The 13,900-nt window shown below is 27.8% G+C and carries 12 protein-coding genes; 9 read left to right on the top strand and 3 right to left on the bottom strand.

Features of this window, described 5'->3' with window-relative positions; genetic code table 11:
• Positions 1-3: 3 nt before the first annotated feature.
• The 9 genes from T364_RS0102115 (at position 4) to T364_RS0102075 (ending at position 11,303) form a co-directional block, all read left to right on the top strand.
• Positions 4-1,503, top strand: a complete 1,500-nt coding sequence (locus T364_RS0102115) for a tripartite tricarboxylate transporter permease (RefSeq protein ID WP_027128106.1) — start codon at positions 4-6, stop codon at positions 1,501-1,503.
• Positions 1,504-1,642: 139 nt separating this feature from the next.
• A complete protein-coding gene (gene citD / locus T364_RS0102110; RefSeq protein WP_027128105.1) occupies positions 1,643-1,906 on the top strand; it encodes a citrate lyase acyl carrier protein in 264 nt (87 codons plus the stop codon).
• A complete protein-coding gene (locus tag T364_RS0102105; RefSeq protein WP_027128104.1) occupies positions 1,906-2,790 on the top strand; it encodes an HpcH/HpaI aldolase/citrate lyase family protein in 885 nt (294 codons plus the stop codon). Before citD ends, T364_RS0102105 begins: the two co-directional genes overlap by 1 nt.
• Positions 2,791-2,813: 23 nt before the next feature.
• A complete protein-coding gene (gene citF, locus T364_RS0102100) occupies positions 2,814-4,364 on the top strand; it encodes a citrate lyase subunit alpha (protein ID WP_211249018.1) in 1,551 nt (516 codons plus the stop codon).
• A gap of 124 nt (positions 4,365-4,488) precedes the next feature.
• On the top strand, positions 4,489-5,163 hold the full coding sequence (locus T364_RS10320) for a GntR family transcriptional regulator (protein ID WP_051532605.1): 675 nt from the start codon (positions 4,489-4,491) through the stop codon (positions 5,161-5,163).
• A complete protein-coding gene (locus T364_RS0102090) occupies positions 5,160-6,716 on the top strand; it encodes a nitrite/sulfite reductase (RefSeq protein WP_027128102.1) in 1,557 nt (518 codons plus the stop codon). The genes T364_RS10320 and T364_RS0102090 overlap by 4 nt, the downstream gene beginning before the upstream one ends.
• A gap of 175 nt (positions 6,717-6,891) precedes the next feature.
• On the top strand, positions 6,892-7,746 hold the full coding sequence (locus T364_RS0102085) for a DUF6282 family protein (protein ID WP_027128101.1): 855 nt from the start codon (positions 6,892-6,894) through the stop codon (positions 7,744-7,746).
• A gap of 14 nt (positions 7,747-7,760) precedes the next feature.
• Positions 7,761-9,050 carry an SLC13 family permease gene (locus T364_RS0102080; protein WP_027128100.1) on the top strand — a complete coding sequence of 430 codons (1,290 nt, stop codon included), beginning with the start codon at positions 7,761-7,763 and terminating at the stop codon, positions 9,048-9,050.
• Between the two features lie 18 nt (positions 9,051-9,068).
• Positions 9,069-11,303, top strand: coding sequence for a hydratase (locus tag T364_RS0102075; RefSeq protein WP_027128099.1), 2,235 nt, complete (start codon positions 9,069-9,071; stop codon positions 11,301-11,303).
• A gap of 114 nt (positions 11,304-11,417) precedes the next feature.
• Here the strand turns inward: T364_RS0102075 and T364_RS0102070 are convergent, their stop codons facing one another.
• Genes T364_RS0102070 through modA form a run of 3 tightly spaced genes read right to left on the bottom strand, consistent with a single transcriptional unit; the run spans position 11,418 to position 13,857 of the window.
• Complete coding sequence (locus T364_RS0102070; RefSeq protein WP_027128098.1) at positions 11,418-12,434, bottom strand: molybdopterin-binding protein; 1,017 nt, start codon at positions 12,432-12,434, stop codon at positions 11,418-11,420.
• Positions 12,421-13,104 (bottom strand): molybdate ABC transporter permease subunit, encoded by a 684-nt coding sequence (gene modB, locus T364_RS0102065; protein WP_027128097.1) that lies wholly within the window; start codon positions 13,102-13,104, stop codon positions 12,421-12,423. The genes T364_RS0102070 and modB overlap by 14 nt, the downstream gene beginning before the upstream one ends.
• A 9-nt stretch (positions 13,105-13,113) precedes the next feature.
• Positions 13,114-13,857 carry a molybdate ABC transporter substrate-binding protein gene (modA, locus tag T364_RS0102060; protein ID WP_027128096.1) on the bottom strand — a complete coding sequence of 248 codons (744 nt, stop codon included), beginning with the start codon at positions 13,855-13,857 and terminating at the stop codon, positions 13,114-13,116.
• Positions 13,858-13,900 lie beyond the last annotated feature (43 nt).

Here is a 13,900-nt window from a genome sequence, read left to right as displayed (position 1 = left end):
TATATGTTTAATTTGTTATTTTCAGGTTTAAAAATTATACTTGTACCAAGTACATTTTTATTGATAACAGCTGGAACAGTATTAGGAGTTATCTTTGGAGCTCTTCCTGGTGTTAGTGCTTCAATGGCTGTTGCCTTAGCTCTTCCTTTTGCTTATGCTATGAATCCAGTTATAGCAATAGCTTTTTTAGTTTCTGTATATTGTGCTTCTATTACAGGAGGGGGAATAACAGCTATTTTATTTAAAATACCTGGAACTCCTTCAAGTGCTCCAACAACATTTGATGGATATCCAATGGCTCAAAGAGGAGAGGCTGGAAAAGCTTTAGGTTTTTCTTTAGTAGCTTCTGCAATAGGAGGAATGGTTGCAGCATTTGCAATGGCTTTAATTTCTCCACAATTATCAAGTGTGGCATTAAAATTTGGACCTTCTGAATTATTTGCAGTATCTTTTTTAGGATTATCAGTTTTATCTTGTCTTGATAGTGATAATATAGTAAAAACTTTAATTTCTGGTTTATTAGGGTTATTTTTAGCATGTATCGGAATGGATCCTATGTTAGGAATCGCAAGATTTACTTGGGGAAGTTCTACATTACTTTCAGGAATTGAGATGATTCCTATAATGATTGGACTTTTTGCTGTAACAGAAGTTTTAAAACAAACTGGAAAGAAAAAAGAAAAATTAGAAAGTACTTCAGGAGAAGGAGAAGCAAAAGTAAAAACTGTTTTACCAAGTTTTAAAGAATTATGGGAAACAAAGGCAACTATGACAAGATCTTCCATTTTAGGAACAATAGTAGGAATTTTACCTGGAGCTGGAGCTACAATTGCATCTTTTTTATCTTATGCTATAGAAAAAAAAATAAATAAAAAAGCAGATAAATTAGGAACAGGAATAGCAGATGGGATAGTTGCTTCAGAAGCTGCTAATAATGCAGCAACAGGTGGTTCTATGGTTCCTTTATTATCTCTTGGAATTCCAGGAGGTAATGCTGCAGCAATTATGATGACAGCTTTGGTAATAAAAGGAGTACAAATAGGTCCTTTGTTGGTAAAAACTCAACCTGACTATTTAGCTTCTGTATTTGGATCAATGTTTATAACTAATATAGTAATGGTAATTGTAGCAATGTTGGTAGCAAAAATATTTGCCAAAATATTAGCAGTACCTTATACTATTTTAGGACCAGTTATAATAATGCTTGCTACTATTGGAGCCTATGCTTTAAAAAATAATACAGGAGACATATTATTAATGACAACAGCAGGGATATTAGGATATCTTTTTGTAAAATTAAAATATAATTCAGCTGCTTTGGTATTAGGTTTGGTATTAGGACAAATGAGTGAATCTAATTTTAGAAGAGCATATACTTTAACTAATGGAGATTTTATAGGAATATTTTCAAAACCTATAACAGCTATTTTAGTAAGCGTATGTGTTATTATGTTAGTGTATCCTTTAATAAAAATGGTATTATTTAATAAAAAAAATAAATAAAATAATAAAAATAAGAGAAAAATATTTTTCTCTTATTTTAGAATAATAAAGAAAAGATTGACAAAAGAAGAAAAATATTTTAATATAATAATTAGATATGATGTATACAATATACAGTAGATATAAGGAGGACTACAAAATGATTGGCATTTGTGGCAATGAAAAAGATTCAGATGTTTTAGTAACTGTTGATTTAAATCATGAAGGAATAGAAATTATTATTGAATCTAAATTAAAAAAAATGTTTGGAAAATTAATGGAAAAAGCTGTTAAGGAAGTTATAGAAGAAATGAGTATAAAAAATGCTAAAATATTAGTTCAAGATTTTGGGGCTTTAGATTTTGTAATAAAAGCAAGAACAAGAACAGCTGTAAGAAGAGCAATGAATGGAGGGGAAAAATAGTGGAAATAAAAAGATCAAGAAGAACAATGATGTTTTCTCCAGCAACTAATCCAAAAATGTTAGTGACTGCTCATTTATATGGAGCAGATTGTGTTATCTTTGATTTAGAAGATGCAGTTAAGTATTCGGAAAAAGATTCAGCAAGAGATTTATTAGCAGAAGCTTTAAAAGTAGTTGATTATGGTGATACTGAAATATTTGCAAGAATAAATCCTTTGTATACTGAATTTGGAAGAGATGATGTTAAAGTATTAGTTCCTGCAGGACTTAGAAATATGAGACTTGCTATGACAGAAACTCCAGAACAAATAAAAGAATTAGATGAACTTTTAACAGAAATAGAAAGAGAAAATGGAATAGAAATAGGTTCTTGTAAAATACAAGCTTCTATAGAAACTCCAAAGGCAGTTATGAATGTTTTAAACATAGTAACTGCTTCTCCAAGAATAGTTAGTGTATCTTTTGGAGCAGAAGATTATACTAGATGTTTAGGAGCTTCTAGAACAAAAGAAGGTACAGAGATTTTTATGGCTAGAAATATGGTAGTTATGGCTGCTTCAATAGCTGGAATTGATGCTATAGATACAGTTTGGGCCGATATTTCTGATATGGAAGGATTTAGAAATGAAGTAAAATCTTCTATGAATTTGGGATTTGCTGGTAAATCTTGTATACATCCTTCTCAAATAAAAGTTGTTCATGATGTATTCACTCCAAGTAAAGAAGAAATAGAAAAATCTATAAGAATAGTAGAAGCAGCTAAAGCAGCAGACATTAGTAAAGGTGGAGTTATTACTGTTGATGGAAAAATGGTTGATATTCCTGTAATTTCTAAAGCAGAAAGAGTTGTTAGACTTGCACAAGCTGCAGGAGTTATAAAATAATAAGGAGATGAATAAAATTGGAAATAAAGACATTAATAAATAAAGTAAATAGAGAAATACCTAATTATATAGAAGGATATGGAGAAGTAAAACCTTATGTAGGACCATTTGAGACTATTCCAACAGGAAAAAAATATTCTCCTAATAAATCTTTTTCTAAACCAGGTCAAAATAAAATAGTAGCATCAATAAGAGAAGCACTAGAAAAATGTGAAATTAAAGATGGAATGACAATTTCATTTCATCACCATTTAAGAAATGGTGATTATGTCTTAAATATGGTTATGGATGAAATAGCAAATATGGGAATAAAAAATATTACTCTAGTAGCATCATCTTTAACAAAAGCTCATGAACCTTTAATAGAACATATAAGAAATGGTGTAGTTACTGGGATAAATACCTCTGGTCTTAGAGGAGAAATAGCAAAAGAAATTTCTAAAAACAATATATTAGGAAAACCTGTAGTATTTAGAACACATGGTGGAAGAGGAAGAGCAATTGAAGCAGGAGAATTAAAAATAGATATAGCTTTTATAGCAGCTCCAGCATGTGACCCTATGGGAAATATGAATGGATGTGAAGGAAAATCAGCATTTGGAGCTATGGGATATCCTATGGTAGATGCTGAATATGCTGAAAAAGTTGTAGCAATAACTGATAATTTAATGGATTTTCCTTTAAAGAAAATATCTATTCCAATGATATATACAGATTATGTAGTAGTTGTAGATTCAATAGGAGACCCTGAACAAATAGCTACAGGAGCTACAAGAATAACTAAAAATCCTCAAGAATTATTAATAGCAGAAAATGCAGCAAAAGTTTTAATAGCAACAGGAAGTATAAAAAATGGATTTTCTTTCCAAGCAGGTTCAGGAGGATCATCTTTAGCAGTATGTAGATTTTTAAAAGATTACATGAAAGAAAATGAGATAAAAGGTTCTTTTGTATCTGGTGGAGCAACAGGATATTTAGTAGAATTATTAGAAGAGGGATATTTTGATGTTATATTAGATACACAAAGTTTTGATAGTGTAGCAGCAGCTTCAGTAGCAAAAAATTCTAATCATATAGAAATGTCATCTTCAATGTATGCAAATCCTCATAATAAATCTTGTGTAGCTCATCAATTAGATGTAATGATACTATCAGCAACAGAAATTGATGAAGAGTTTAATATAAATTCTTTAACAGGGTCAACAGGAATGATAATGGGGGCTGTAGGAGGAGCACCAGATACAGCAGCAGGAGCAAAATTAACTTTAGTTGTTGCACCTACAATGAGAAAGAGAATTCCTATAATTGTAGATAAAGTAACAAATGTGGTTACTCCAGGAGAAACAGTAGATATATTAGTTACAGAAAGAGGAGTATGTGTAAATCCTAAGAGAAAGGATTTGCAAGAAGCTTTAGATAGTGTAGGAATTAAAACAAAAACAATGAGAGAATTAAAAGAAGAAGTAGAACATTTAACAGGTATTCCTGAAAAAACTCAATTTGGAGATAATATTGTAGGTATAATAGAATATAGAGATGGAACAGTTATAGATGTAATAAGACAAGTTAAATAAAATAAATGAAAAAATAAAAAAGTAGGAGATAATTTTTAAAGATTTCCTACTTTTTTAATATATTTTGCAATATTTTACATTTTAAAGTATAATGTAAATATAATATGTAAAACGGGGTTAGTTTATGCAAAAAAGAACAAATATAAGTGATAATATATATATTCAATTAAAAGAACAATTTATGACTGGACAATTTGAATTTGGAGAAAAAATAGTTGAATTAGAATTATGTGAAAAACTAAATGTTAGTAGAACTCCTTTAAGAGAAGCTATAAAAAAGTTAGAAATTGAAGGAGTTATAGAAAGAACGCCTAATGGAAGAATAAAAATTATGGAAATGAATGAAGAAAGAATTGAAGAAATTTTTGATATTAGGATGGCACTTGAAGATATTATATTTGATAGACTTTTTTCATTAGATTCAACTGAAAGTTTAATTTTAGAATTAGAAAATAATATTAATTTAACAAAATTTTATATTGAAATATCAAATGTTATCGAATTAAAAAAATTATTTTCTGATTTTAATAAAATTTTATATAAGTATTGTAAATTAGATTTTACTACTAAAATTTTAAAAAGTTATACTTTTATTTTAGGGAAACTTAGATTAAGTTCTTTAGAAAGTGATATTAGATTGAAAGAAGCTTATCTTGAACATATAGAAATATTAAAATGTATTAAAAATAATGAATTAGATAAAGCTAAAAAGATAAACAGAAAACATTTAGCTAAAGCAAAAGAATCAACAATTCAATATTTTAGAAATAAAAATAATAAAGTTAAGGAGAGAGAATGAATAATTATAATCAACTATTAAAAGATGAAATAAAGGATTTTAGAGAATTAGGATATAGATTTTTAAATAAAGAAGTATCTGTAGGTGATTTTAAAGGAAAATCAGGTGGAATGGGGGTTTATGCACAACGTGGTGGAGAAAAGTTCATGATTAGACTACGCACAAGTTCTGGAATTTTACCATTAGAACATCTAAAATTAATAGATACTTTCTTGGATAGATATTCTATAGAACGTTTACATTTAACAACAAGACAAGCTATTCAACTTCATGATTTAGGAATAGATGATGTTTGTGATATAATGTCAGAGTCAATTGATAATAATCTTTATACTCGTGGTGGTGGAGGAAATTTTCCAAGAAATGTTTCTCTTTCAGTTATGTCTGGAGTAGAAAAAAATGAGTATTTTGATGTTACTCCTTTTGCTTTAGAAGTTGGAAAATATTTAATGAGACAAATAATGACTTATAAATTACCAAGAAAATTAAAAATTGCTTTTTCATCAAGTGATGTAGATGAAAGTAATAGTACTTTAAATGATTTAGGATTTATGGCAACTATAAAAGAAGGGAAACCTTATTTTAGAGTATTTTTAGCAGGGGGATTAGGCGGAAATCCAGCTCCAGCTCTTCATTATAATAAATTAATAGAAACTAAAGACATTCTTTATCATGTAGAGGCTATGACACAATTATTTATGGCTGAGGGAGATTATCAAAATAAAGCAAAAGCAAGAACAAGATACATTCCTAGACGTATGGGAATAAATGAATTTTTTGAATGCTATGAAAAGCATTTAAAAGAAGTTAAAGAAAGATTATCATTAGATGTAAATATTCCTATTGAAATATCTAAAACTTTAGAAAGTTATTCTCATAAATTAGAAGAAACAGATTATTTATTACATCAAAGACAAGATAATTTATATACAGTAGTAGTTCACCCTTTAAATGGTCAATTACCAACAAATTCTTTTAAAACTATTGTTAAATTTTTAGATAAAAATCCTAATACAGAAGCTAGACTTAGTATGAAAGAAAGTATATATGTAAGAAATCTTACTGAAGAGCAAGCTTTAGAATTATTAGAATTAACAAAGAACATTAGAATGTTGAATAAAGTACAGCAAAGTGTAAGTTGTATAGGAGTTCCAACTTGTCAAATGGGAATTGAACAAAGTCAGAAATTATTAGTTACTATTTTAGATTATTTAAAAGAAAATAATATTGAAGAAAAATATTTACCATCTATTCATATTTCAGGTTGTCAAAATTCTTGTGCAAGACATCAAATTAATGAAATTGGTTTTGCTGGAGGAAAAAGAAAAGTTGGAGATGTTCTTGAAGATGTTTTTGATTTATATGTAGGCGGAGTATTTAGTAGAGAAAAAACTGAATTAGGAGAAAAAATAGGAACAATAATAATGAGAGAAATTCCTAAATGTATTGGTGATATAGCCTGTAAATTAAATGAAAAGAAAGTTACATTTAGGGAATTTTTAACAACAAATAAAGAAGAATTTTTAGATATAGTAAAACCATATTTAATTTAAAAAATAAAATTTTATAAAAAATACACTTTTTATTTTAAAATTTAAAAAGAAAGGTGTATTTTTTTTATCTATAAAAAACTATTAATATACAAAAAATAAATGATTATTGACAAATATAAAAAAAAATGTTATATTGGATAAAAGAATAATTGTATACAAAATGAGGAGGTTTTTTATGGATAAAGTTTCATTAAAAGGTGTTATTGATTTACATGTACATTCTCATCCTGATATTAGAGAAAGGGCATATACTGATTTTCAATTAATGGAAGCTGGAAGAAGAGTAGGGGCAAGAGCAATAGTAATAAAAACTCATCATGGGACTACAATGGATAGAGCATATTTAGTGAATGAGTACAATAAGAAAGTATATGGAGATAACAATTTTCAAATGTTTGGTGGGATTACGTTAAATGCAGCAGTGGGAGGATTTAATGTAGTTGCAGTAGAGACAGCTTTAAAATTAGGAGCAAAAATTGTTTGGATGCCAACAACATATGCAGAAAATCATTTGAAAGCTTATGGAAAAATTGGTGGAATAAAATGTATAGATAAAAATAAGAGGGTTTTACCAGAAGTAGAGGAAATTATAAAACTTATAATAAAATACGATGCTATTTTGGGAACAGGACACATTTCACCAGAGGAAATATTTATTTTAGTAAAGCGTGCTAAAGAAATGGGATTAAATAAAATTGTAATTACTCATCCAGAGTTTTGGGTTGTTGGAATGTCACATGAAGATCAAATAAAAATAGTTAAAGAATATGATGTTTATTTAGAAAGATGTTATGCTCAACCTATGGGAGGAGGAGTTTACAAAAGTAATTTAGAAGATAATTATGAAGTTATAAAAAAAGTTGGATGTAATAACATTATTGTAGATACAGATGGAGGACAAGTAGAAAATCCTAATTGGGAAATTGCTTTTGAAGAATATATGCAATATTTATATGATAGAGGTATTTCAAAAGAGGAATTAGAAATAATGACAATAAAAAATGCAGCTAAATTATTAGGAATAGAATAACAGGAGGAAAGTTAATGATAAGTTTTTTAATTGTTTTAGCAATAGCTATATCTATTGCTTTAGGATACAAAACTAAAATAAATACAGGCCTTTTTGCTATAGGGTTTGCTTATTTAATAGGATGTTTTATGCTTGATCTAAGTGCGTCAAAAGTAATAGTTATGTGGCCAATAAAAATTTTCTTTGTTATTTTTTCAGTTTCATTATTTTATAACTTTCCAATGACAAATGGAACATTAGAAAAATTATCTCAACATATGTTATATAAGACTAGAAAAGTACCACATTTATTACCATTTGCTATTTTCTTTTCAGCTACTTTAATAGCAGGATTAGGGGCAGGATATTTTACAGTATTAGCTTTTTTTGGACCTTTAACATTAATATTATGTGAAAGAACAGGATTAAGTAAATTAACAGGAGCATTAGCTGTAAATTATGGTTCTTTAGCAGGGGCTAATTTTATGACTAGTGCTAGTGGGATAATTTTTAAAGGACTTATAGAAAATGCAGGATATCAAGATTCTTTTTCATATACAACAACTATTTTTATTTCTACTATTATAATACCAATTGTAGTATTAAGTATTTTAATTTTAAAAGATAAATATAAAATGTCAGGGAATAAGAATTTAGATATTGAAGTGCCAGAAAAATTTGATGTAATACAAAAGACTACATTAAAATTAATATTTACAATGGTATTTTTAGTTTTAATATTTCCTATATTAAATACTATGTTTCCAACAAATGAAATTATAAAATTTATAAATTCAAAATTAGATATAGGTTTAGTAGCAATAATATTTACAATAATAGCATTTTTAATGAAATTAGGAAAAGAAAAAGAAATAATAGCAAAAGTTCCATGGAATACTCTTATTATGATTTGTGGTGTAGGAATGTTAATATCAGTGGCTATAAAAGCAGGAACTATAGAAATACTTTCTAGTTGGATAGGAACTAATATACCAAAATTTTTAATACCAATAATTCTTTGTATTGTAGGAGGAATAATGTCTTCATTTAGTAGTACTTTAGGTGTTGTAGCACCAGCACTATTCCCTATTGTTCCATCAATAGCAGAAGCAACAGAGTTAAATCCTACTATTTTATTTGTAGCAATAATAGTTGGTGCTCAAGCTACTTCAATTTCTCCTTTCTCATCTGGAGGAAGTTTGATATTAGGAGCTGCTACAGAAGAAGAAAGAGATGGACTTTTTGGAGAACTTTTATTTAAAGGAACCCCTTTAGCGTTAATATCATCTACTATTTTTAGTATTATTTTAAGCATTATAATATAGTTTAAGGAGGAGTTTTTGATGGTTAAACTTTATGAAAGTGGTATTTATTTATTAAATGGGAAAGAAATTGTAACAGAAAGTAATGTTTCTAAAGAAGAGGCAAAAAAAGGAACTATAGCTTATTCTATTTTAGAATCTCATAATAAAAATGAGGATATGAAGAATTTAAAAATGAAATTTGATGCAATGGCATCTCATGATATAACTTTTGTAGGGATAATACAAACAGCAAAAGCATCAGGAATGAAAAAATTTCCGATTCCTTATGTTTTAACAAATTGTCATAATTCTCTTTGTGCTGTAGGAGGGACTATAAATGAGGATGACCATATGTTTGGTTTATCAGCAGCCAAAAAATATGGTGGAATATATGTACCACCACATATAGCAGTTATTCATCAATTTATGAGAGAAAAATTTGCTGGATGTGGAAAAATGATTTTAGGTTCTGACTCACATACAAGATATGGAGCTCTTGGTACAATAGCAATAGGAGAAGGTGGAGGAGAATTAGTAAAACAACTTCTAAAACAAACTTATGATATAGCATATCCAGAAGTTATAGCTGTTTACTTAGATGGAAAAGCAAAACCTTGGGTTGGACCTCAAGATATTGCTTTAGCGATAATAGGAGCAGTATTTAAAAAAGGATATGTAAAAAATAAAATAGTAGAATTTGTAGGACCAGGAGTTAGTACTATGACAACTGACTTTAGAAATGGTATTGATGTTATGACTACAGAAACTGCATGTTTATCTTCTATTTGGAGAACAGATAAAGATACTAGAGAATTTTTAAAATTACACGGAAGAGAGGATGAATATAAAGAATTAAATCCAAAAGATATAGCATACTATGATGGATGTGTTTATGTAGACTTAAATACAGTAAAACCTATGATTGCACTACCATTTCATCCAAGTAATGTTTATGAAATAGACGAACTTAATAAAAATCCTTATGAAATTCTTAAGAAAGTTGAGGAAGAAGCAGAAAGTTTAACAGGAAAGAGAATTCTTTCTCTAACTGATAAAATAGTTGATGGAAAAATTATGGTTCAACAAGGAATAATAGCAGGATGTGCAGGAGGAAATTATACTAATTTAGTAGAAGCTGTAAATTATTTAGAAGGAAAAAGTTGTGGAAATGGAGAATTTTCTCTTTCTGTATATCCTTCTTCTCAACCAGTTTTTACAGATTTACTAAAAAAAGGTGTAATAACAGATTTAACAAATTCTGGTGTTATAATTAGAACAGCATTTTGTGGACCTTGTTTTGGGGCAGGAGATACTCCAACAAATAATGGATTAAGTATTCGTCATACAACAAGAAACTTCCCTAATAGAGAAGGTTCAAAACCAGGAGTAGGACAAATGTCAGCAGTAGCACTTATGGATGCTAGATCTATTGCTGCAACAGCTGCAAATGGAGGAATATTAACATCAGCAGAAACTCTTTACAAAGAACACAATATTCCAGAATATAATTATGATGAAACTTCTTATAAAAATAGAGTATATTATGGATTTAATAAAGGAAATTATGAAGAGGAATTAAAGTATGGGCCAAATATAAAAGATTGGCCAGAAATGGATAAATTATCAGATAATATTCTTTTAAAAGTATGTTCTAAAATAATGGATCCAGTAACTACTACAGATGAGTTAATACCTTCTGGAGAAACTTCATCATATCGTTCAAATCCATTAGGACTTGCTGAATTTACTTTATCAAGAAGAGACCCTAATTATGTAACTAAAGCAAAAAATATTAGAAAATTAGAGGATGAAAGAAAAAATAATACTGAAGATAAAGAATTAATTGAAGTGGTTAAAAAAATAAAGAAAATACCAGGACAAGGAGAAATAACATTAAAAGATATTCAAATAGGAAGTACTATTTATGCTGTAAAACCAGGAGATGGGTCAGCTAGAGAACAAGCTGCTTCATGTCAAAGAGTTTTGGGAGCATTAGCAAATATTTGTGAAGAGTATGCTACAAAACGTTATCGTTCTAATTTAATTAACTGGGGAATGCTTCCTTTCCAAATGAAGGAAACTCCTGTATTTGATGTAGATGATTATATATATATTCCTAATATAAAAGAAATGTTAAAGGGTGATATGAAAGAAATACCAGCTTATGTATTAGGAAATGATATTCAAGAAATTATTTTATATATTTCTAATTTAACTGAAACAGAAAAAGAAATTATAAAAGCAGGGTGTTTAATTAATTTTAATAGAAAATAAATATTAACTAAAAAAATATAATAATTGAAAGATAAATAATAAAATTATTTATAAAAAATTTATACAAAAAAGCTGTTACATTTTAAAAGTTTGTAACAGCTTTTTTATTAAAGATTATTTTCCAAAAGAACAATTAGGGTAGTGACAAACATCACAACTTTGACAAAGTCCACCAGCACCATATAACATAATGTCTTTCTTATTTAATTTTTCTCCAGTCATTACTCTTGAAAGAACTAAATCAAAAACAGTTCTTTTGGCAAACATTACACAACCAGGAAGTCCCATCATAGGAATATCATCTAAGTAAGAAAGTAAAAACATAGAACCTGGAAGGACAGGAGCACCATAAGAAATTAATTCTCCACCCATTTCAATAATAGAAGATGGAGTCAAGTCATCAGGGTCAACAGACATACCACCAGTAAAAATAAGCATATTAGCTCCTTTATTTAAAAATTCTGTTGCTTTACTTTTTATAATTTCTTTGTCATCAGGACAAAGAGTTTGTCCTATAATTTCACAATCAAATTCACTTAATTTATCTATAATAACTTTTCCAAATTTATCTTCAATTCTACCATAAAAAACTTCATTTCCTGTAGTGATAATACCAACTTTATATTTTTGGTATGGGTTTATTTTTAGTAAAGGTTCTTTAATAATTTCTTGGGCTGTATCCATTTTTGACTTATTAATAACAAGAGGAATAACTCTAGCTCCAGCTACTAATTCACCTTTTTTTACAGAAATATTATTGGGTAAAGTAGCAAAAGATATTTCTCCAAGCATATTAAGTTCTAAAAGTTTATCAACATCAACTTTTAAGATTCCATCTGTTTCAGCATAAAAATTTATTTTTCCCTCTTTAACTTCTTTTCCTAAAGTTATGTTATTTCCTTTACCAAGTTTTCCTAATATAATAGCAGCTTCGTTTTCATGAACTCCTGTATCACCTAATTCAAAAACAAATATATTATCTTTACCAAGTTTTAGTAACTTTGGAATATCTTCTTCTGTAATAATATGTCCTTTTTTAAAAGCTCTTCCTTTAAATTCTCCAGGAACAATTTCAGTAATATCATGTTGTAAAACATAACCAACAGCATCTACAGTTTTAATTTTTTTCATATATTTTCCTTTCTTTTTGAAATAAATAATTGTAAACTATCATTACTAAAAAACTAATTATTAAAATAATTCCAAGAAAAAAATTAGCTGTTTGAGAGTCACCACTTTCAACAGCTGAATAAATGGCCATAGAAATAGTTTGAGTTTTATTTGGAATATTTCCAGCAAGCATAAGAGTAGCTCCAAACTCCCCCATAGCTCTTCCAAAAGATAGAACCATACCAGCTAAAATATTTCTTTTTATTAATGGAATTGTAATTTTTTTTAAAATTTGAAAATCAGTAGCTCCAAGTTGTTTAGCAACTTCTCCATAAATAGGGTCTAAAGAACTTATACCAGTTTTTACATTATTATACATAAGAGGTAAAGAAACTATAGAAGCAGTAATTATTCCGGCCCACCAAGAAAACATTACAGTTATATTAAAGTTATTATATAAAAAAGAACCTATAAATCCTTTCTTTCCTAAAATTAAAATAAGGATATATCCTAAAACACTTGGAGATATAAAAAGAGAAATATTAATAAACATTTCGATAATGTTTTTTATTTTTAAACTAACTTTTTCGAGAAACCAAACTAAAAATATAGAAAATATAGCTACAATAAAAGTTGAAATAATAGAAATTTTTAGAGTTAATAATATTATATTTATTTGATTATTCAACATATAAAATCACTATTTTTCTGCCATTTCAAAATTATATTTTTCATAATATTTTTGAGCTTCTTGAGATGATAAAAATTCATAGAATTTTATAGTTTCATCAGAAGCTTTATCTTTAATAATTCCATAACTATAAATTATTGGTTTATGTAAATTTTCTGGAATAACATAAGAAATTTTAGAGTTTTTTAGAAGTTTAGCATCAGTTTTATATATAAAAGCAAAATCGACTTCAGATAATTCTACATATTGCATAGCACTTCTAACATCTTTTGAAAAAATAAGATTATTTTGAATTTTGTTCCATAGTTTTTCATTTATTAAAATTTCTTTTGCATATTTTCCAGCTGGAACAGTTTCAGGAGTACCTATAGCTATTTTATGATTTAAAATTTCTTCTAGTGAAGTTATTTCTTTTTGCCCAGCAATAACCATTCTATTTTTTAAAATGTTTTTATGAAAATTATTTTCTACTAAACCTTTAGAATTAAGGTCATCTAAATCACTTTGAGAAGCAAAGAAAACAATATCTACAGGAGCTCCACCAATAATTTGATTTTTTAAAGCACCAGACCCACCAAGATTTAAGTTAATTTGAATATCTTCATTTTCTTCTTGAAATTTTAATATTAATTCATTCATTACTTCTTTAAGGCTAGCAGCAGCACTTATAGTAATCTCTTTTTTTAAATCTTTAGAATAAACAGAAAAACAAATAATACTAAATAATAATAGGAATTTAAAAATTTTTTTCATAAAATCACCTCTTTCAGATTAATTTTAACAAATAAATTGAAAT

This window comes from Fusobacterium perfoetens ATCC 29250 (genome assembly GCF_000622245.1).
In the GTDB taxonomy this organism is placed as follows: domain Bacteria; phylum Fusobacteriota; class Fusobacteriia; order Fusobacteriales; family Fusobacteriaceae; genus Fusobacterium_B; species Fusobacterium_B perfoetens.
Note: the sequence above shows the minus strand (reverse complement) of the source record. Positions and strands in the feature narration are given on the sequence as shown.